The sequence below is a fragment of the Rhodococcus sp. IC4_135 genome, from assembly GCF_011602025.1.
GTDB classification, from domain to species: Bacteria; Actinomycetota; Actinomycetes; order Mycobacteriales; family Mycobacteriaceae; genus Rhodococcus_F; species Rhodococcus_F baikonurensis.
Map to the genome: position 1 here is coordinate 86,646 of NZ_JAAOLG010000014.1, position 21,642 is coordinate 108,287.

General features: G+C 62.2%; 13 protein-coding genes. 5 read left to right on the top strand and 8 right to left on the bottom strand.

All coding sequences use genetic code 11. The annotated features are described in order from the left end of the window. Positions 1-11 precede the first annotated feature (11 nt). Positions 12-350: a YbaB/EbfC family nucleoid-associated protein gene (locus G8767_RS22800; RefSeq protein ID WP_003943929.1), complete on the bottom strand. Its 339-nt coding sequence runs from the start codon at positions 348-350 to the stop codon at positions 12-14. Positions 351-459: 109 nt separating this feature from the next. Between G8767_RS22800 and G8767_RS22805 the strand changes: the two genes are divergently transcribed. From G8767_RS22805 to G8767_RS22815, 3 genes are all read left to right on the top strand, one after another. Further along, entirely contained in the window at positions 460-1,260 is an 801-nt protein-coding gene (locus G8767_RS22805; RefSeq protein WP_166811926.1) for an Rv3717 family N-acetylmuramoyl-L-alanine amidase, read from the top strand. An 84-nt stretch (positions 1,261-1,344) separates the two neighbouring features. Next, a complete protein-coding gene (locus G8767_RS22810; protein WP_166811928.1) occupies positions 1,345-1,641 on the top strand; it encodes a hypothetical protein in 297 nt (98 codons plus the stop codon). Next, positions 1,641-3,152, top strand: a complete 1,512-nt coding sequence (locus G8767_RS22815; RefSeq protein WP_166811930.1) for an alpha/beta hydrolase — start codon at positions 1,641-1,643, stop codon at positions 3,150-3,152. Before G8767_RS22810 ends, G8767_RS22815 begins: the two co-directional genes overlap by 1 nt. Positions 3,153-3,206: 54 nt before the next feature. Here the strand turns inward: G8767_RS22815 and G8767_RS22820 are convergent, their stop codons facing one another. Next, complete coding sequence (locus G8767_RS22820) at positions 3,207-3,641, bottom strand: SRPBCC family protein (RefSeq protein ID WP_095969610.1); 435 nt, start codon at positions 3,639-3,641, stop codon at positions 3,207-3,209. Between the two features lie 338 nt (positions 3,642-3,979). Here G8767_RS22820 and G8767_RS22830 point away from each other — a divergent pair, with 338 nt between their 5' ends. Further along, positions 3,980-5,383: an FAD-binding oxidoreductase gene (locus G8767_RS22830; RefSeq protein ID WP_095969608.1), complete on the top strand. Its 1,404-nt coding sequence runs from the start codon at positions 3,980-3,982 to the stop codon at positions 5,381-5,383. Then, entirely contained in the window at positions 5,380-6,681 is a 1,302-nt protein-coding gene (locus tag G8767_RS22835; RefSeq protein ID WP_095969607.1) for a class I SAM-dependent methyltransferase, read from the top strand. Before G8767_RS22830 ends, G8767_RS22835 begins: the two co-directional genes overlap by 4 nt. Before the next feature lie 23 nt (positions 6,682-6,704). Here G8767_RS22835 and G8767_RS22840 read toward each other — a convergent pair whose 3' ends face one another. The 6 genes from G8767_RS22840 to G8767_RS22865 all read right to left on the bottom strand — a co-directional run bounded on the left by G8767_RS22840 (position 6,705) and on the right by G8767_RS22865 (position 21,071). After that, entirely contained in the window at positions 6,705-7,757 is a 1,053-nt protein-coding gene (locus G8767_RS22840; RefSeq protein ID WP_166811932.1) for a hypothetical protein, read from the bottom strand. Positions 7,758-7,866: 109 nt separating this feature from the next. Next, positions 7,867-10,008, bottom strand: a complete 2,142-nt coding sequence (locus G8767_RS22845; protein ID WP_095969605.1) for a 3-hydroxyacyl-CoA dehydrogenase NAD-binding domain-containing protein — start codon at positions 10,006-10,008, stop codon at positions 7,867-7,869. Between the two features lie 45 nt (positions 10,009-10,053). Further along, complete coding sequence (locus tag G8767_RS22850) at positions 10,054-11,268, bottom strand: acetyl-CoA C-acetyltransferase (protein WP_007731553.1); 1,215 nt, start codon at positions 11,266-11,268, stop codon at positions 10,054-10,056. Positions 11,269-11,490: 222 nt separating this feature from the next. Beyond that, positions 11,491-13,323 carry a multicopper oxidase domain-containing protein gene (locus G8767_RS22855; RefSeq protein ID WP_166811934.1) on the bottom strand — a complete coding sequence of 611 codons (1,833 nt, stop codon included), beginning with the start codon at positions 13,321-13,323 and terminating at the stop codon, positions 11,491-11,493. 87 nt (positions 13,324-13,410) lie between these two features. After that, complete coding sequence (locus G8767_RS22860) at positions 13,411-14,967, bottom strand: hypothetical protein (protein WP_124566706.1); 1,557 nt, start codon at positions 14,965-14,967, stop codon at positions 13,411-13,413. Further along, positions 14,964-21,071, bottom strand: a complete 6,108-nt coding sequence (locus G8767_RS22865; RefSeq protein WP_166811936.1) for a type I polyketide synthase — start codon at positions 21,069-21,071, stop codon at positions 14,964-14,966. Before G8767_RS22865 ends, G8767_RS22860 begins: the two co-directional genes overlap by 4 nt. Positions 21,072-21,642: the final 571 nt, after the last annotated feature.

Sequence of the window (21,642 nt, forward strand, 5' to 3'; positions counted from 1 at the left end):
CGTTCTCGTTTCTAGAAGCCGGGGAGACCGGGAAGGCCTCCGCCGAGTCCGCCGGCCAACGGGCCGAGCTTCTCAGCAGCGACTTCCTGTGCCTTGCGCGAAGCGTCCTCGATCGCGCCGATCACCAGATCCTGCAGCGTCTCGACGTCTTCGGGGTCGACGACCTTGGGGTCGATCTGCAGACCGACAACCTCGCCGGTGCCCTTGACCGTGGCGACAACCAGTCCGCCACCGGCCTGACCGGTCACTTCGGCCTGAGCCATTTCCTGCTGCGCCGCCATCAATTGCTGCTGCATCTGCTGAGCCTGAGCCAACAGAGCAGACATGTCGGGTGCTCCACCTGGTTGCACGAGCGGTCCTTTCTACAGAGTTATCCCCACCAGCGTAGTCGGTGCGCGCTACCGTGAGCGGGTGCGCCGGAACCAGTCAGACACCGTAAAACCGTCAGGTAGGTCAAACATGGCATCACGTGTGTTCCGCTCCACTGCCCTGATTGCCGTGGTCGGGGCCGGGCTTCTGAGCGCTGCGTGCACGATTCCGACTGAGACTGCCGAGGCCACGACCTCGGTCGAGGTGTCTCCGCTCAGCACTGTCGCCGCTGACGTCCCCGCTGCGCTCACCGGCAAGGTCGTCTTCCTCGATCCCGGGCACAGCGGGGTGAACGACGACAGCATCAATACCCAGGTCCCCACGGGCCGCGGCGGCACCAAGAACTGCCAGACCACCGGCACCAACACCGATGCCGGGTTCCCCGAGCACACCTTCAACTGGGAAGTCGCGAGCCTGGTCAAGAGCGAACTCGAAGGCCGAGGCGCCACAGTCGTCCTGAGTCGACCCGACGACGTCAGCGTCGGATCATGCGTCGACGCACGCGCCGAAGCGGCCAATTCCTCCGGCGCCGACGTCGTGGTGAGCATTCACGCGGACGGCGCAGCAGCTGGCGCCGAGGGCTTCCACGTCTGCTACTCCGCTCCCCCGCTGAACACGGTTCAGGCCGGCCCGTCCGTGGCTTTCGCCGAAACCATGCGCGACTCACTCGTCACAGCCGGACTCACCCCGTCGACCTACATCGGTGACGACGGGCTGGCACCACGCGCCGACCTCACTGGCCTCAACCTGTCGCAGCGGCCGTCGATTCTGGTCGAACTCGGCAACATGCGAAATGCCGACGAGGCAGCGCGCATGACGAGCCCGGACGGTCAGCAGGAGTACGCAGCCGCCGTCACCAGCGGAGTCACCGCCTTCCTGACAACCCCCTGACCTCGCTTCTGTGGAGAAATCCCGCTTGTCCACAGGAAAGTCGTCACCACCCCGGTAGCCCGCTCACCTGGATACGGTTCTGCCATGGGGCCGATACTTCAGGTAGACATTGCTGCGTTGCAGCAACTTTCGGCTGATCTGTCTCGAATTGCGGATCAGATCTCGGGGATCGATTCTGCCGGCCCGATCTTCGAAGCCTCGGCGGCCCTGAACTCGTCCGCCGTCACGGCTGTGTCGATCGGGAATGCAGACGTCATCGCGGACGCGTACCGGCACCTGGCTACGCAGTTGGGACTCATGGCGTCGGCAACCGCTGCCGCAACAGGTCTGTACGACGCTGCCGAGGCAGAAGTGGTGTCCGAACTGCGCGGAGCCTACTGATGCGGCCCACCGTTTCTCAGCTTCGCGAGTGGTCACCGGAGAAATTGCGCACAAGCGCTTCGGAACTGATCGAAATCGACCGGCAGATCGAAGTTCTCGGCGATGACGCCGGACGCAGCGTCGACGCCGTCCGTGAATTCTGGCAGGGACAAGCGTCGAGCGCGGCGGCAGTGCTGTGGTCGGGCATCTCGCTTTCCTCGTCTCGGCTGTCGATCGCGGTTCGCGTAGTTGCGGATCTGTATGGCGGAGCGGCCAATACGATTGGTGTGGCGCGAAAATCAGTTCTGGATCTGGTCGAGGAGGCGACGCTCGAACACGGCTTGACGGTGTCAGACAGTGGGGCTGTATCGGCACCCGCGCCGAAGCAGCCGTGGAATGTGGCCGACGTCATGCAGGATTCCGAAAACGCCACGGCTGCACAGATTTTTCAGCAGAAGATCTCCACTGCGTTGACGTTGCTCGACGACCAAGACAACCGGGCCGCGACTGCCCTGGGTGAGGCATTCCGGGAGATCGGATCACTTTTAGGTAGTCAGCCTGATTCTCTGGGCCGCACAGTCGTCGACATTCTCGACGGGAGGTCGACACTCCCCGGGACACCCGCAGAACTACACCGACTGTGGGAAACACTGAGCCCCGGCGAGAAAGACGCGTTGGCGAGGTGGGATCCGTCCATCGGTAGCCTCGACGGCCTTCCCGCTCTCGACCGGGACTACTACAACCGGCGGTACCTCACTGTGCTCGAGCGGTTGCCGGATCGAACGGTAGCCGCGGGATATGCGGCCGTGCACGGCGAACTTCGACCGGACACGTTCCTTCTCTCGGTCACGGATGGGCACGCCGTCGTGGCAGTCGGTAATCCCGATGCCGCCGACAACGTCGCAACACTGGTTCCCGGAACCGGCTCCGGGCTATCCGGCGTCGGCGGCGATCTGCAACGAACCAAGGCCATGTACGACGCGGCCGTCGGAACGGTACCAACGGAAGCCACATCAGTGATCCTGTGGTCCGGATACGACTCTCCCCCAGGCATTCCCGACGCAGCATCGGATCTCTACGCCAACTCCGCGGCGCCGAGGCTGGACAGTTTTCAAAGCGGGCTACGCGCCTCACACGACGGTCCGCCGTCACACAACGTGGTGATCGGTCATTCCTACGGCAGCACCGTCGTCGGTGCTGCGACTACCCGTGGCGCTTCCCTCGACGTCGACGAACTGGTTTTCGTCGCCAGCCCGGGCGTCGATGCCGAGCGCGTGAACGAACTGAGCCTGGACCGCGTCGACGCGGCCGAGGTGGCGCGCCATGTTCATTCGACGACGGCCTACTGGGATCCGGTCCAATTGATCCCCAAGATCCTCGGAATCCACGGGTTCGACCCCTCGGACCCGGAATTCGGCGCGCAGGTATTCACCGGATCACCCGGAGAGCCTGGGTTCGGAGTTCACAGCGATTACTGGGAAAGCGGAAACCCCGCACTCACCGAATTGGGGCGGATCATTACCGGCCCATGAAAGAAGGCGCCGTACCGGTGAAGGTACGACGCCATCTCGGTGATGCAGGATCAGTCAGACGAGTTCGCGCTTGAGGTTCTCGAGGACCTGGGCCTGGATACGCTGCAGACCCTTCGGAGCGAAGGTGCGCTCGAAGAAACCACCGATACCGGTGGCACCCTGCCACTGGGTGAGCGTCGTCACCGTCGTTCCGGTGCCGTTGGGGGCAACGGTCCAGGTGGTGACGAGACTGGAGTTCGCGTCCTTCTCGGTGATGACGTTGCCGTCGACCGTCACGGTGGCCTTGACGTTGCGCGAGCGCTTTTCCGTCGCCTTCAGCGTCCACTGCGCGACGGTGCCGTCACCCTGGCCGCCTTCGACGACCTTGTAGTCGAGGTACTGCTCGGACAGGATTCGCGGGCGAACCGTCTCGTAGTCCGAGAGCGCCGCGAGCACCTTGTCGGGTGCCGCTGTGACGACTATCGAACTCATTGCATTGACCTGACCCATATGCCCTACGTCTCCTTGCTCGACCAACGCGGCTCGATACCGCGATTGACTACCCGAATCCGCACCTCGAACTGCGCAGATATTCCTTTCCATACTGCCTGCTGCGCCCGGGTATCTCGACCATCTACCCATTCCGTGTGAGCTGGTTCACCACTCGGCGCATTTACCGAGTTCGTTTGCAACAACTCGATCAAATTCGGGCATTAAGACCCCTCCAGATAGCTTGCACACGCAACTACCGATAGCGTCAGGGTGTGACTCTCTCGTTCAATGGGGTAGTTCAGAAGTTAGATCGAATCCGGACAAAGCAAGGCCCGGGTTCCGATGCTGCGCGTGAAATGGGGTTCGAGCAGCACAGAGAAGGCGTCGAACGCCTACTCGCGTCATACCGCGCCATTCCCGCCGATGCTTCTGTACGCCTGGCAAAGAAGACATCCAATTTGTTCCGCGCTCGCGCCAAGACGTCGGCCCCCGGCCTCGACGTCAGCGGTCTGGCCGGTGTCATCGCCGTCGATGCGCAGGCGCGCACAGCCGACGTCGCCGGCATGTGCACGTACGAGGACCTCGTCGACGCGACGCTGCCCTACGGGCTGGCGCCGTTGGTCGTCCCTCAGCTCAAGACCATCACCCTGGGCGGTGCGGTGACAGGCCTGGGCATCGAGTCCACCTCCTTCCGCAACGGACTGCCGCACGAGTCGGTACTCGAGATCGACGTGCTGACTGGGAGCGGCGAGATCATCACCGCAACACCGGACGGTGAACACGCCGAGTTGTTCTTCGGTTTCCCCAATTCCTACGGCACCCTTGGCTATTCGACGCGATTGAAGATCGCACTCGAGCCTGTGAAGAAGTACGTCGCCTTGCGTCACGTGCGCTTCGATTCGCTGAAGAAGCTCGAAGAAACGATGGACCGCATCGTCACCGAGCGCGAGTACGACGGAATTGCCGTCGACTATCTCGACGGGGTGGTCTTCACCGATTCCGAGAGCTACCTCACCCTCGGCGTGCAGACCGACGAGGAAGGCCCGGTCAGTGACTACACCGATCAGGACATCTTCTACCGGTCGATCCAGCACTCGTCGCTCACCCAGCCCAAGACGGATCGCTTGACCATTCGGGACTACCTGTGGCGCTGGGACACCGACTGGTTCTGGTGCTCACGGGCTTTCGGTGCACAGAACCCGAAGATTCGACGCTTCTGGCCCAAGCAGTACCTGCGCAGCAGCTTCTACTGGAAGCTGATCGCCCTCGACCACAAGTACGACATCGGAGATCGCCTCGAGAAGCGCAAGGGCAAGCCCCCGCGCGAACGCGTCGTCCAGGACGTCGAGGTACCCATCGAACGAACCGCGGACTTCGTCTCGTGGTTCCTCGAGGAAATCCCGATCGAACCACTGTGGTTGTGCCCGTTGCGCCTACGTGAGCCCAGCCCGGCCGCTGCCTCCGCATCGCGGCCGTGGCCCCTCTACCCCCTCGAACCCAAGCGCACCTACGTCAACATCGGCTTCTGGTCTTCGGTGCCGATCGTTCCCGGTGAGCGCGAGGGGGCAGCAAATCGACTGATCGAAGAAAAGGTCAGCGATTTCGACGGACACAAATCGCTCTACTCCGACTCCTACTACTCGAGGGAAGACTTCGAGGAGCTGTACTACGGCGGCGACCGGTACATCGGACTCAAGGAACGCTACGACCCGAAATCCCGTTTATTGGATCTATTCTCTAAGGCGGTGCAACGTAAATGACCACGTTCAAAGACTCCAAAAGCCAGGACAAGCTCTCTATCGCAGAGATTCTCGAGACGCTTTCCGACGGTATGCTGCCGCTTCGATTCACCGCGTACGACGGCAGCACCGCCGGCCCCGAAGATGCCGACTACGGACTGCATCTCAAGTCGACTCGCGGAACCACTTATCTCGCAACGGCGCCCGGCGATCTCGGCATGGCCCGCGCGTACGTCTCCGGCGATCTCGAAGCCGAGGGTGTTCACCCCGGTGATCCGTACGAGATTCTGCGCATCATGGGTGACGAACTCCACCTCAAGCGCCCGTCGGCGCTGACCCTCGCCAGCATCACCCGCTCGCTGGGCTGGGATCTGTTGCGGCCCATCGCTCCGCCGCCCCAGGAACACCTTCCTCGCTGGCGTCGCGTTGCAGAAGGCCTGCGTCACTCCAAGACTCGTGACGCCGAAGTCATTCACCACCACTACGACGTCTCCAACACCTTCTACGAGTACGTACTCGGCTCGTCCATGACGTACACCTGCGCCGCCTACGACAATGCGGAGCAGACCCTCGAAGAAGCCCAGGAGAACAAGTACCGGCTGGTCTTCGAGAAGCTCGGACTCCAGAAGGGTGACCGACTTCTCGACATCGGTTGCGGCTGGGGCTCGATGGTCCGCTACGCCGCCCGGCGCGGCGTCAAGGTGATCGGTGTGACTCTCTCACGCGAGCAAGCAGATTGGGCACAGAAGGCCATCGAGGACGAGGGTCTCGCCGATCTCGCCCAGGTCCGTTTCTCCGACTACCGCGACGTGGCCGAGACCGGCTTCGACGCAGTATCGTCCATCGGCCTGACCGAACACATCGGCGTCGGAAACTACCCGGCGTACTTCGAGTTCCTCAAGGGCAAGCTGCGTGAGGGTGGGCGTCTGCTCAACCACTGCATCACCCGTCCGGACAACCGAAGCAGCGCCAAGGCAGGCGGATTCATCGACCGGTACGTCTTCCCCGACGGGGAGCTCACCGGATCGGGACGCATCATCTCCGAGATCCAGAACGTCGGTCTCGAGGTGCGGCACGAGGAGAACCTGCGCGAGCACTACGCACTGACACTCGCCGGATGGTGCCAGAACCTCGTCGACAACTGGGACGCCTGCGTTGCCGAGGTCGGCGAGGGAACCGCACGCGTCTGGGGCCTGTACATGGCCGGCTCTCGCCTCGGATTCGAGCGCAATGTCGTTCAGCTGCACCAGGTTCTGGCCGTCAAGCTCGGCCCCAAGGGTGAGGCGCATGTGCCGCTTCGCCCGTGGTGGAAGGCCTAGGGAGCTCCGCTCCCTGTGAGTGGTTAAGGAGTCTCTGCACTCCTTAACCACTCACAGGCCCCGCAGGGGTTCTCCCCCGTTCTCTCCCAACCTCCACGTCGCAAGACCGTCTCCACCTCGCGCGCAACCTCGCACGGGGTCTTCACCACCTCGTCGAATCCGTAGACCAACCGCGGACGACCTGCCAGCTCTGCCGCATTGTCACGGCGACGATCACGGAATGCCACCTCGGCCATGGAATGCGCCCACCGACCGTCGAGACGAACTGTCAACGGCACACTCACTTCGCTGTAATCGCAATCCTCGTACAGCGTGCGACCGTCGACGCGAACCGGCGACTGGCGTCTGGCCGACGGCAACCCGTGTGCCTGCTCCACATCCACCGCATAGTGATATTCGAGAGTCGATTGCACCCCGTCTGCCAAAAGCTTCACCGCACTGTCGAGGGCCTTCCGGTATCTACGGGGTGAGCGCTCCTCCATGCGTCGACGGATGTCCGTCAAACGGATGCGGCCGTTGGTGACTGTGGTGATGAGGCAGACATAGGCCTCGCGCGGAGTCGGTTCTGCGACGGCCAGATCGAGAGCCGTATCAGCCTTGCTGGTTCGCGGCATCTGCGCGTCGACACCGATGTGACGATGAGCCCTCGAACGGTGGACCACTACGCCAGGATGGAGGACGGTGCCGATCAGGGGTGACGGATGCCGTTCGGCGCCGAGGCCACGAACGAAAGTGGCAGCCTGAGAGATCGCAGACTTCCCGTACGGAACGGTGATATGTACTGGCGCAGTGCTGTCCGGCCGACGCATCGACCATTCCTCAGCGGCAGTGCGATGGCTGAGCATCGACGAACCGCCGCCGTACAGGAGCGCGGCCTCGAGGACTGCATGCCTGGTCAATGGGCCCGTGGTGACGGAGTAGACGCCGTGAAGAACAGTTTGCCAGCGCCCGACCTCGACTCGTTGTTTCACGCGGGAGCGAGGAAATCCGATGGCGTGAAGTTGGGTGTGACTGACCAGTCCGTGCTGAGCATCGACGACTGTCTGCAGTTCATCGATTTCTGTATGTGAAGGCATACGCCGAGCCTGCAAAAACATACAGACGGATTTCGCCGAAAAAACCAACCTGTGGATAAAGCTGTGCGCGGTTAGGAAGTGCTGAGACTCCCTAACCGCGCACGGGGGGTTATGCCTCCAGCGACGCCGGCGGGGTGAACCGCGGGCCGTACTGCGCAGCGAGTTCCTTTGCGCGAGCGACGAAGCCGGCTGTGCCGCCCTCGTAACCGACGATGAACTGGTGAACGCCACCGGTCCAGGCCGGGAATCCGATGCCCATGATGGAGCCGATGTTGGCGTCCGCCGTGGTGATCAGGACGTTCTCGTCGAAGCACTTCTGCGTCTCGATCGCCTCGATGAACAGCATGCGGTCGATGAGGTCCTGGATCGGGGCGTCGGAGGTTCCGGAGTTGAAGTTCTCGCGGAGTCCGGACCACAGGCCGGTGCGCTTGCCCTCTGCGTAATCGTAGAAGCCCGCTCCACCGAGCTTGCCCTTACGATCGAACTTCTCGACGAGGGTGTTGATGACCTCGCCGGCCGGATCTGCCGGCAGTTCCTTGCCTTCGGCCTTGGCGGCGTCGGCAGATTCCTTGCGGATCTTCTGCATGAGGGTGAGGTTGAGCTCATCCGAAAGCTGAAGCGGCGCAGCGGGGTAACCGGCCTGCATACCGGCCTGCTCGATGGTGGCAGGCTCGACGCCCTCGGCGAGCATGCCGATGGCCTCGTTGATGAAGGTTCCGATGACACGCGAGGTGAAGAAGCCACGCGAGTCGTTGACCACGATCGGCGTCTTGCGGATCGCCTGGACGTAGTCGAACACGCGAGCCAGAGTCTCGTCGGAGGTCTTCTCACCGCGGATGATCTCCACCAGCGGCATCTTGTCGACGGGCGAGAAGAAGTGGATGCCGATGAAGTCTTCCTGACGCTTCACGCCGGTGGCGAGACCCGTGATGGGCAGCGTCGAGGTGTTCGAGCCCAGCAGCGCCTTGGGATCGACGATGTCCTCGATCTCCTGGAACACCTTGTGCTTGAGTTCCTGGCTCTCGAAGACGGCTTCGATGACGAAGTCGACGCCGGCGAAATCGGCCGGGTCAGCCGTCGGGGTGATCTTGGCGAGGAGTGCGTCGGACTTCTCCTGCGTGGTCTTGCCGCGCGAGAGTGCCTTGGCCTCAATGCCTTCGGAGTACGCCTTACCCTTGTTGGCGGCCTCGATGGTGACGTCCTTGAGGACGACGTCGAAGCCGGCCTTCGCGGAGACGTACGCGATGCCCGCGCCCATCATGCCTGCGCCGAGGACGCCGACCTTCTTGATGGTGGACTTCTCGATGCCTGCCGGACGTGAACCGCCGCCGTTGATCGACTGCAGGTCGAAGAAGAACGCCTGAATCATGTTCTTCGCGACGCGGCCGGTCACCAGCGAGGTGAAGTAGCGAGCCTCGATGAGCAGCGCATTGTCGATGTCGACCTGCGAGCCTTCGACGGCTGCAGCCATGATGGCGCGCGGAGCCGGCATCGGAGCACCCTTGAGCTGCTTGCGCAGGTTCGCGGGGAACGCCGGAAGGTTGGCAGCGAATGCCGGGGTGGACGGGGTTCCGCCAGGGATCTTGTAGCCCTTGACATCCCACGGCTGAACGCCGCCTTCGGGGTTGGCCTTGATCCATGCCTTCGCAGCCGGAACCAGTTCCTCCACCGAGCCGACGACCTCGTCGATGAGGCCGACTTCCTTGGCCTGAACGGGTCCGCGCTGCTGTCCCTGGAGCAGGACGCCCATGAGCGCGTTCTGCAGACCGAGCATCCGCACGGTGCGCACGACGCCACCGCCACCCGGCAGCAGGCCGAGGGTGACCTCGGGCAGGCCGATCTTGACGCCCTTGACGTCTGCCGCGATGCGATGGTGGGTCGCGAGAGCGATCTCGAGGCCACCACCGAGTGCCGCGCCGTTGATCGCGGCGACTACCGGCTTGCCGAGAGTTTCGAGGCGACGCAGGTCAGCCTTGATCTCGACGCTGTGGTTGTAGATCTCCTCGGCCTGCTCGGGTCCGACCTTGATCATGTTCTTGAGGTCGCCACCGGCGAAGAAGGTCTTCTTGCCGGAGGTGATGACGGCACCGGTGATGGAGTCCTTCTCGGCGACCAGACGGTCGACGGTGGCCTTCATCGACGCGATGTACGCGTCGTTCATGGTGTTTGCGCCCTGGTTGGGATCGTTGATGGTGAGCACGACGATGCCGTCGGCGTCCTGGTCCCAGTTGATGATGTTCTGATCAGTCACTTTGCTTGACTCCTGGTAAGCCTCGTTGGAAGGACGGACGCCGCGTCAGACGCGCTCGATGATGGTGGCAACGCCCATACCGCCGCCGATGCACAGGGTGATGAGGGCGCGCTTGCCGCCACGACGCTCGAGCTCGTCGACCATCGTTCCGGTGATCATCGCGCCGGTGGCACCGAGCGGGTGACCCATGGCGATCGCACCACCGTTGACGTTGAGCTTCTCGTCCGGAATGTTCAGGTCCTTCTGGAACTTCAGGACGACGGAAGCGAATGCCTCGTTGATCTCGAAGAGGTCGATGTCGTCGACCGTCAGGCCGGCAGCTGCCAGAACCTTCTTCGACGCCGGCGTCGGGCCGGTGAGCATGATGGTGGAGTCGGCGCCGCTGGTGGCGGTGGCGACGACGCGAGCGCGCGGCGTCAGACCCATGTCCTTGCCGGCCTGCTCGCTACCGACGAGCACGAGGGCAGCGCCGTCGACGATTCCCGAGCTGTTGCCACCGTGGTGAACGTGGTTGATCTTCTCGACCCAGTGGTACTTCTGCAGCGATACGGCGTCGAATCCGCCGATTTCACCGATCACACCGAACGCGGGAGCCAAGCCGGCGAGGTTCTCTGCCGTGGTGCCCGGACGCATGTGCTCGTCGTTGTCGAGGATGGTGATGCCGTTGATGTCCTTGACCGGCACTACCGACTTGGCGAAGTATCCGCCGGTCCACGCCTTGGCGGCGAGGTCCTGCGAGCGCACGGCGTATGCGTCGACGTCGTCACGCGAGAAGCCCTCGATGGTGGCGATGAGGTCTGCGCCGACGCCCTGCGGCACGAAGTAGTTGTCGTAGTTGGTGGCGGGGTCGAGCGCCCACGGTCCACCGTCGGATCCCATCGGAACGCGGGACATCGACTCGACGCCACCGGCGATCACCAGTTCGTCCCAGCCGGACCGAACCTTCTGAGCTGCCATGTTCACGGCTTCGAGGCCGGAAGCGCAGAAACGGTTGAGCTGAACGCCACCGACGGTGTCGGGCAGTCCTGCATCGTTGACTGCAACGCGGGCGATGTCCATTCCCTGATCGCCAACGGGGGTGACGACGCCCAGGATGAGGTCGGAGATCCGATCCTCGTCGAGGTCGGGAAAGCGCACGCGCAGTTCCTGGATCAGACCCGTGACCAGCGAGATCGGCTTGACCGAGTGCAACGACCCGGTCTTCTTGCCGCGGCCTCGCGGGGTACGGATGGCTTCATAAATGAATGCCTCTGTGGTCACTGTGAGGTGTTCCTTCCGTGTAATTCGTCGAACCGGTCTGCAGATCGTCCGCGCCGCCTTCGGTGGTGGCGCATGGCCGAGGTACAGACCTCAGCCCTTTCACTGTAGAACGTGTTCCAAATTCATGGGAAGGACCGAAGCGATCCTGCTAGGTGACCGAGGTGATCCGACGTGCGTGCGCCTGCCCGCTCCTGTTCATTTCACGAGCGTCTTCGGAAGCGCTCACGGCACGATGCGATAGGGCAACATCATGTCGTGATCTTCGTGATCGAGCAGGTGGCAGTGCCACACGTACCCCTGGAGTCGACCAGGGTCACTCATACCGTGGTGCCCGTTTCCCTGATGCGCCTGATCGCCGCCCGTCATCGCACCGCCCGTCATGACAGTCTTCGGTAGTCGATCGAACATCGCGTCGGGATCGAAACCCAACTCGTCTGCGGTCGGGAATCGCACGATGATCCGCGTGACCGTGCCACCGTCCACCCTGACGGTGTCCTTCATCCCTGCTTCCCACGGCGCCGGCGAGATCATCGGCCCCGCCTCGAACCCGTCGGGAGACGGAGCCCACTTGTTGCCGATCGTCGGCTGGGGATGACGGATCAGGTACTCCAACGTCCGCATCGGCGTTCTGCCGAGAATCCGGAAATTCACCAGGTGCAGGTGTATCGGATGCGGGTCAGGCGTGGTGTTGACGATGTTCCACTGCTCGACGGTGCCTTGCCGCGGCCTCTCGACGTCGGTGGTGCTGAACGTCAGGTTGTTCAGAGTCATCTGAGCCGGTGGATTCCGCAGTTCCAGTTGCTGGCTGACCGTCACCGTGCGAATTACCGTCGGCTGCTCCAACGGGGCGAGAACGTCACGTTGCCGGCGTCCACCGCGCAGCTGCGACGGAACACCACCGGTGAATCCGCGCCTGGAGTCGCCGCGGAACCGGCAGAACAGCGGCATCGTCACTTCACCGATGACAGCAGCGGGTAGCGGGGGCGCCTCGTCGTTGCGAAGCTCCACCGTCGATCCCTCCGACAGTCCGGTGAAATCGACGAGGAGGTCGTACCGCTCCCCCGGTGCGCAGCGGAAGGCATTGACCGCGACGGGCGCGTCGAGCATTCCGGCGTCGTTACCGATGACCCAGAACGTCATCATGTTCGAGAAGTGAAGATTCCACACACTTGCCGACGACGCATTGACGATCCGGAAACGGTAAAGGCCCCGAGCCACAGCCAGTTCCGGCCACACCTTGCCGTTGACCAAGCCGACGTCGCCCACGGCTCCGCCTTCCCACGATCCTTCCGGGATCAAGATGGTGGATCGGCCGTTCTGGGCGCCGGTCGGTGTGAAGATCTTCTCCTGCAGGATCAATGGGATCTCGAATTCCTCGGCCGGCAACCCCAACGGGTTTCCCAGCTTGCCGGTGTCGAATTCATCCCTGATCAAATAGTTGCCGATCAGACCGGCGTAGACGTTGAGCCGGGTGATGCCCATCGCGTGATCGTGATACCAGAGGTGCGCGGCTTCCTGACCGTGCGAAAAGTGATGCATCGCAGCCTGTCCCGGCATCACGAGCAGCTCCGGGTGGCCGTCGCTCTCGGGTGAAGTGACTCCTCCGTGCAAGTGCAACGACGTCGGCGGGTTCGCGCGGAAGTCGGCCTGCATTCCGTGCAGCGTCATATCCATGTCCGCGGCCAACGGATGTCCGGTCAGATCGTTCTCGAACGTCAACATGATCGGCTCGCCGGAATACGCCTCGACGGTCGGGCCCAGATAACCGCCACCGGTCTCTCCGCTGCGGTACGACAATGCTGGGGTCGATGGAAAATCCCGATGAAAAGCATGTTGCCCGACTTGCGCTGTCAGCGTGATCTCGTTTCCGGAAAGCGTCGACAACGAGGGCAGTTCGTCACAGAACGGCTCGAACTCCGGCGAATGAAAAATCAACGGTGACTCGACGTCCGCACTCCCGGACGGAACAGCACTTGCCTTTGCACCCAATGCAATCGCCGCCGTGCCGACTACCGACCCCTTCAGAACCGACCTTCTCGAAACCCCGATACCCATACATACCCCTCCCCATCGAAACGGGTTGCGTTCTCCGGCAAGGAAAACGCAACCCGTCTCTCCACTTCGATCTCGGAAAACCCCCGTCTACTTTCCGTCGATCGCCTCCAGCACCGAATCGATCAGTGACTGCGGAAGTTTCGACGGCGGAGAGATTTCCAGTTCTCCCGGAGCGCCCGGCACCGTCCAGACAGTTCTGTGCCGAGCGATCGCGAGCTTCTCCCGTGATCCGTCCGGATTGACCTTGAAGTACTCGAACTCGAGGTCGATCCCCCGCTCGTAGAGGGCAGCCAAGGACATCGTGACCAGGACGTCGTCGAACGGCATGACCTCGCGCAGATGCTCCACCCTTGTGTGCACACAACGCAGTTCCCCGAGAGCACCTCTTGCCGCCATGGCTTCACGCTGAGAACGGACGAGGAATTTGTCCCGAACCCTCGACTGCCAGATGTAATAGTTGCCGAAGTAGATGTTGCCCACGACATTTCCGTCCTGCAACGTCGTCGAGAACACCTCGGATTCGAGCAGGTACGGATTGCGCGGCACCATCGGAGCCGAGCGGATCAAGGAACCACGATCGACGTCCGTCGGTTCTGTGGGGACAGCGATGTTCTTCGCCCCCGTCGGAATCGTCATCGGCTCGATGAAATCGTGGAAATACTGCGGCATCGGCCGTGCCGCCACCACACCGTGGGAAAGGATTTCCACCCACGTCGTCTGCATCGCACTCCACCCGATATGAGTGCGCGTCTCACCGTCGACCCGGCACCATTCCACATGCAGATTGGTGGTTGCCCGGTCCGGACCGGTGAGCTCGGTGATCCAGATCGTCCCCTCGACGATGTCGTCGGTGTACAGGTTCGCATCGATGAACACCTCGGAGTTGTTGGTCACCATGCCCCAACGACCCGTCGCCATGTCCTCCACGATCTGCTTCGAGATCGGTCCGGTTCCCCTCTCTCGCAAAGCGCCCAACCACAACGCGAAGCTCGCGAACCCCACTGATCCACCGACGTTGCACGCGTCCCGGAACCCGACGGGGAATCGGATCGACACCGCCGGATAGCCGCTTCGGGCCACCACATGCACGTCGGAGCCGTACGCCATCGGATCGAACTGCGCGAGAGAATTCGCCGACAACGGGCCGGAGTCGAACTGCGGTGCCGAGTCCTGCGCCGGTTCTTCCGCATCCTCCTCATGAGTCACGAACGCGAGAATCCGCTCCTCGTTGTCCGTCAACAGAGCTGGAAAGGTCAGAACCACCACGCTTGCCTCTGCGCCGCCGCGGAAGGTCACTGCGTCGTCCTCTCTGGCGCCCATCGCCAGAGAAACCGACATCTGCCCCGTGGCCTTCCGGATCGCCTCGGCCGCCGCCCACAACCTGGTTCCCGCACGATCGAGTGATTCGCCGCCTGCAATTAACTCGTCGAGCAGCGGAATCCGTGCCGACCCCAGAAGCGCCTTCCACTGCACGACGGTCCGGGAACGAATCGGTTCGATGTCGCACCCCTGAGGCCAGTCGCCGGCCGAACTGAGTGACTTACTGCCGTCGTGCGAGAGCGAGACATCCACAGAGGGTGGAACGTCACCGACAACGACGGGCTTTCCGGTTTCTTGCCATTCGATGGCAAAAGCATTGCTCATTTGATCACCGCATCCTCATCGAGATGAATGTTCACGGCCGCCTCGGCGATCGGTTTCTCCTGCTCGTGGCGTTCCGACTTGGTCAACTCGTGAATCCCCGGGGTATGCGCGACCACAACCCGCGGGCTCTTCACGCCCAACGCCCGGCTGTGTTGCGCGAGCTTGTCGAGAATGATCTGTGCATCGCGCGCAGTCGGGTCCGCGATCTCCTCAGCCGTAGGACGGCTTTCGTCGTGGGAGAGAATCTGGGAGCGATATCCCTCGAGCTGCATCACCACTCGTCCGTCCTTCACCACCGCCACGTCGGCTTGCATGTGGGTCTCTGTCTGCACCTTGTCGTAGGCGTACGCAGTGAACGACCGAGCCTCGAATCGTCCGTCGTACATGTCGATTCGCGCAATGTTGACCGGAAGGCAGATCTCCCGCGGAACCATGATCTGGCCCGATTGGAGCAGGGAATCGAGGAAGTAGGGATCACCGAGGAGGTGCTGCTTACGGTCGGCCCGCGAAATGGCGCTGAAGAGGATGTGCTCGGAATCGAGGCTCGAGATCTCTTCGAGTCGGCGGAAATCGCCCTCCTGGAACAGCAACCACGAGTAGAGGTCGTCCAACGGATCGATGTCGAGCACCGGTCGCGGCAACTCCTTCTCGAACTCCGGCAGTGTTTCGTCCAGCCCGAAGATGAAGTCGGCCGAGAAATGGGGCCGCCCGTATCCGGTCCGTTCGGTGCCGATCGTGACATGCACCCGCGTTCCTGAGGCATCACGATCCTGCTCCACGACGCTTGCCTTGATCTCGACTCCGGTGCCCTCGACCGTGTCGACGACGATCGGTCGATCCAGTTTGATGTCGTCGATGCGGACGCGGCCCAGGGTCACGCGTCCGGTGACATAGGCCGCTGCCTGCGACATCGCCTCGAGACCGAACACCGTCGGAAGCAGCGCCGATCCCTTCCAGACATGGTCGAGGACAAAGGGATCCGCCGAGGTGGACAACGTCGTCCGGGTCACCAGTTCTACCTGCGGCTCGAACGTCACGACTTGGTCGATGTATCGCGACACCGCCGGCAGAGCCGGTGCTGCCGGCGCCCAGGTGTCGAGACCGCCGAGTCGACTGGTCACGACGATACGACTCGCCTCGGGTCCGCTGTCGACCAGGCGAAGGAAATGATCCACTCCCGCAGCCGTCGAAATCGGCATGACACCCATCTTCGCGAGGTGGTTGACACTGCCCATGCGGGCGCCCATTCCGGTCTCTCCCCACACACTGTACGCGAGCGAGAACGTCCGAGTCCTCGGGTGACCGGCGGCATACCGCGCGACCATGTCGTCGAGAAGCTCGTTTCCGTATGCATACCAACTGTTTCCGGGCATACCTGTGAATCCGATGATGGAGGAGAAGCCCACGAACAGCTTCAAGTCACGATCAGCGAGCGCTTCGACGAAGTTGGCTGCGCCCAGGACCTTAGGTGCAACCTCCGTGAAAGCCGCAGCGCTGTCGACTCTCTCGAACCGCCGCGGAACATTCGCTCCCGCACCGTGGACGAACCCGGTTATCGGCCCCACCTCGACCTCGATCTGGGCGACGACGCCGGCCACCGCCGCGGCATCCGTGACGTTGCAGCGATAGTAGTGAGCGCTCAAACCGGCAGACGTGAAGTCCGCAAGAGTGGAGGCGATTTCGTCACCTGCTTGTCGCTGAGAGCTTCCGATCAGCACCAGTTCGGCGCCGGTCTTTCGACCGAGGGCCAGAGCACATTGGGCCATGATGCCTTTCGCGCCACCGGTCACGACCACGACATCCGAACTTCCCAACCCGCTCTCGCGGACGGTGTAGTCGCTCGAGGTGAGAACCTTCGGTTGCAGTGCCGTGCGTCCCATCTCGGCGTCGTAGGTCGCAAACACATAGGGTGCAACCGAATCCAACTCGGAGACGACGGTGGCTGCCACCTCCGCGTCCGCAGTCGAGCCGTCGAATCCTATGACGCGTACATCCAACTCGGGGCGCTCGTGATGCACCGAAGCGGCAAAAGCCGCCGCACTCGGCACGGGCGCTGGATTGCCCAACTCGACATCGATGAACTGGACCACTGCCAATGTGGTTCGCGCGCCTTCCCTTTGCTGCGCCGGAACCATCTTGTACATGTGTTCGATCCCACGGCGCAAACCGATTTCGGTGACGGAATCATCTGTCACGCGCGGCATTACGGCAACCACGTGGTGCGCATGCGCAGGAGCGCTGTCAGAGAATGTGCGAATGTCGACCCGAGCACCACGACCTCGAAGTTCGGATTCCAACCTTCCGACCAAACCGGTGTCGTCGCCGATGACGACAAACGTCGTGTCCGTGAGGTCTCGGACTCCGTGCAATGCTGTCTCGCTCCGAACCTTTTCCAGGGTGTAATCGCGAACCCAGGTGAAGCTGTCGGCTGACATACCCTTCGCCTTCGCCGGCAGCGCTCGCGCAGCCGGCTGCTGCTGCCCCGACTTCTCTTTCGCGGACCGATCGAGCACTTCGATCAGTTCACCCAGGCTGACGTTCACGAGTTCGGCCGGATCCAGGTCGCCCTGAACACCCAATCGTGTTGCCACCGTCGCGATTGCATCCGCGGCCTTGATCGAGTCCATGTTCAGGTCGTCCAGAAGGTGAAGATCGACGTCGAGAGACTCCACCGGAAATCCGGTGTCCTCCGCGATTACCTCGAGCAGTATTTGCGATACGTCCGACTGCACCGAACGCGTTGCCGGAACGGCAGAGCCGGGATTCGGTGATGCCGCAAGAATCAGCGATGCTGCTTCTCCGATGGTGGCATTGGCCAACTCGGCAGGGTCGAGGTCGACAACCTCGAACTGGTGCGCAACCTTCGAAATGGCCTCTGCCGCACTGATCGAGTCGAGATTGAGATCATCGAGCAGACGCAGATCCGTCGTGATCGACTCGGCAGGGAACCCCGTGGTGTCGGCGAGGATCCTGATCAACTCACCTTCCACGGACGTCGCACCCACGACAGCCGGCACTTCCACGACCGGAACCGGAACCGGAGCGGGCGCAGTAGCTTTCACTGCTGCAGATTCGTGCCCGTTGGTGACGGCCTGCGGGATCGGAGAGGAAGGAGCACTCACCCCACTGCCCACGTCGGCACGAATCACGTCGACGAGGAAGGTCCCGCGCCGGCTCAGGTAATCGGCCAGCGCCGCAGCCGGATCCCCGTCGGACGTACCCAGTTCGAGCGGTTCGGGAGCAGATGTAACCGACAGCTTCGCCTCGGCCAGGTTCTCGATGAACACCTTCTGATCGGCAGGAACGAATTCACGCACGAACCGGCCGTCGAAAAGTTCGTTCCAACGAACCTGAGCGCCGTGTACGTACATCGCTGCCAGCGCGACGTTGAAGTCCTCGTCACGTCCGGACTTGGACGCAACGGGGAAGCAGCGCACGCCGTCGGTCCCATTGATCGCCTTGGTGAGCCCGGTCAGCACACGGCCGGGTCCGACCTCGACGAGCAGGTCCACCTCCTGCGAGATCCCACTTACCGTCTTGACCCAGTCAACCGGTGAGACAACCTGTTTGGTGACCAATTCGCGAAGTGCCAGTGGCGTCTGCACGCGTTCCCCTTCGACGCAGGAATACACGGTGCAAGTCAACGAATCGACTTGCGCGTCAACGGGCGCAGTGGACTTCAGCTCCCGTTCGGCCTCGTTCATCATCTCGGAGTGGAAAGCATTCGACACGGCAAGCGCCTGAGCCGACACTCCGCGCGCCTTCGCGATGGCAACCACAGCGTCGACTGCATCCTTGGTTCCCGAAACCACAGTCTGCGTAGGCGTATTCAGATTCGCGACGGTCGCGTAACCCTTTGCTTCCGCGATGATCGCCTCGGCCGTCGATCGGTCACAGGCCAGGCTCGCCATTGCGCCGTTTCCACCACCACTGACCGACATGGCCGCGCCCTTCGCCGCAGCCAAGGTGATCAGCGTCTTCTGGTCGTAAGCTCCTGCCGCGTAGAGTGCGGTCAACTCCCCGAGACTGTGGCCGGCGACGGCACTGGGTGTGACACCCAATCGTCGGAGGTACTCGAACCAGAGCAGCGAAGCCAAGGCGACGGCGGGCTGGGTGAACTGCGTCTGGGCGAGGTCCAGCTTCCACTTCGCCAATTCCGCAGCGTCAGCGCTCTTGACCGGGTTCCGCAGAATCCGCGGCGTGATCGCCTCCGCTCCGACTCCCTCCAACCAGCCGTCCGCCTTGGCCGCCAGTTCGCGTGCCCACTCGAAGCGCTCGATCAGCACACGAGCCATCTCGAGTTGTTGGGATCCCTGTCCAGGGAACAGGAATCCGATGTCGTGGCGGACGTTGTTCGAGATCGAGATCTCGTTGCTCACGACCTTCACCTGGCCGGAAGCGGGAGCGGAGTTCTCGCAGATCACGGCTAGCTGACGCATACGTTCGGCCAACTGCGCGGGACGACCAGCCACCACTGCAGCGCGGAAGGGTGCCGTCGGCGAGATCACTCGCGAGAGCTTCGCCGAAAAGTCCAGCAGTTCGGCAACACTCAACGGAACTGCCAGATCTGCGACATCGCGCGCTCGCGTCGCCAAGTCCACGGCCGAATCCGCGGAGAGTACGAATACCTCGGTGTCCTGGTACGACGCCATCATCGTGCGGACGTCCCGCGAGGGTGTCAGCTTGCTGGACGGTGCATCAGCCGATTCGATCGCGACATGGCAGTTGATACCGCCGAAACCCATGGCTTGCGCACCGGCACGCATCTTCTCCGACGGATCTCTGATCTCGCCGTTGACAAGCGGAAAGAGTGCCGGTGCTTCGGTTGCGAACGCCGGGTTCGGGTCGGTGCAACCGGCGAGCGGCGGAAGGATTCGTTGATTGACGGCCATGGTCGCCTTGATCAGCGCAAGGATGCCCGACGCCGCCTTCGTGTGCCCGATCAGCGACTTCAGCGACGTCATGCCGATGCTGCGAGCCTCGACGGGCCCGTCCGTCTGCGCAGCTTGCTGGACGCCGGCCAATTCGACAGGGTCCCCGACGGGAGTACCAGTTCCGTGTCCTTCGACAAAGGCAACCTCGCCGGCCGCGAATCCCGCTCCCGAATATGCGCGACGGATCATTTCGGCCTGAGTTTCGGCGCGGGGCTTGGTAATTCCACCCTTGCCATCGGTGGAGATGCCCCAGCCGCGAATCGTCGCGTACACGTAGTCGCCGTCCGCCCTGGCGTCCTCGAGTCGTTTCAAGGCCACGAATCCGCAACCTTCACCCGGGATGAATCCGCTTCGGCTTGCGTCGTACACGTTCATGTCGCCACGGGTCAGTGCACCCAAACGGGCGAATCCCACCAGTTCCAAAGGATCCAAGCTGACGTCGACTCCACCGGCCAAGACGAAGTCGGCCGCGCCGGACTCCAGCTTTTCGGCGGCAGTCGCCACCGCGAGCATTCCGGACGCGCACGCACCGTCCACGACGTACCCGCCGCCGTTGAAATCGAGGTAATTGCAGATCCGGCCTGCAATCGTGTTCGACAACATCCCGGCCAGGGTGTCTTCACTCGGCTCCACCAATGGGCCTTTGTAGACCTCTTCCATCGTTTCGGCGAGAGCATCGACGACAGAAGGGTCCAACTGGCGTGCTTCGGCTGCCACAGCGAGTGCGCGCTTGACGTAAGGCCACCGCAAACGCATCGACCACATCCGGGATTCTTCACCGGTGAGGGAGTTGCCGACGATTGCGGCGCTGCGTCCGGTGGGCACCGATCCTCGGCTGTACCCCGCGTCCGTCAAAGCCCCGAGTGCTGTTTCCAGGGCCAACCAGTGCGTGAGATCTGTCGACTTGAAGGTCCGCTCCGGTATCCGGCGACCGACCCAGTCGAATTCGAAACCATCCATGAACGCGCCGCGGTCGGCGTATGTCTTGTCGACGTCGTCAGGGCTCGCGCTCCAGTAGTCGTCGAGGGACATCCGTGACTCGGGAAACTTTCGGAATTGCATCCGACGCGCGAGGACGTTCTCCCAAAATCCTTGCAGATCATGGGCTCCGGGAGACCACATGCTCATCCCGACTATCGCGATCGCGGGATTAGTTGAATCTTCAGTCATCTTACACTTCCTATTTTCACGCGCATCCACGGGAGACTCAATCGACCGAAGACTAACCACGCATTCATCGGTGTGTAAAACGCAGATTCACCTCAAGGCATAAACAAATAACAAAGGTCGCTCAGTACCGTGAACGAACCACGGCAATTTTTCAGCAATCCATAGTTAGCTGTAACTTGAAGTTACTTGTTTGCTTCATGGCCGGTCAATGGCGGGTTTGAACATACGTACCGGAACCCGGCGTCACGGCGATCATCTACTCGAGATCGGCAAATAGTTAGTTGAGTACTCTCTGAAATGGCACAATGCCGAATATGTGGCCAATTCGCCGAATGTCCCAAATTGGTCGATCACCGCAAAACAAACATCCGGCAACTTTCAATCTGGCATTCGTGACACACAGAGAATTAACAACGGCACTCGAATGTCGATCAGACTACGAGAAATTCCAGATATTCTTCGGCGACCATCGTCCGGATCGGCATTTCGTTACACCGGAACTGAGCGAACGAATGTGCCAGCAAACCGGCCACACACAATTCAGCTTTGCCGGGCCGAGCAGGTGCGCTTT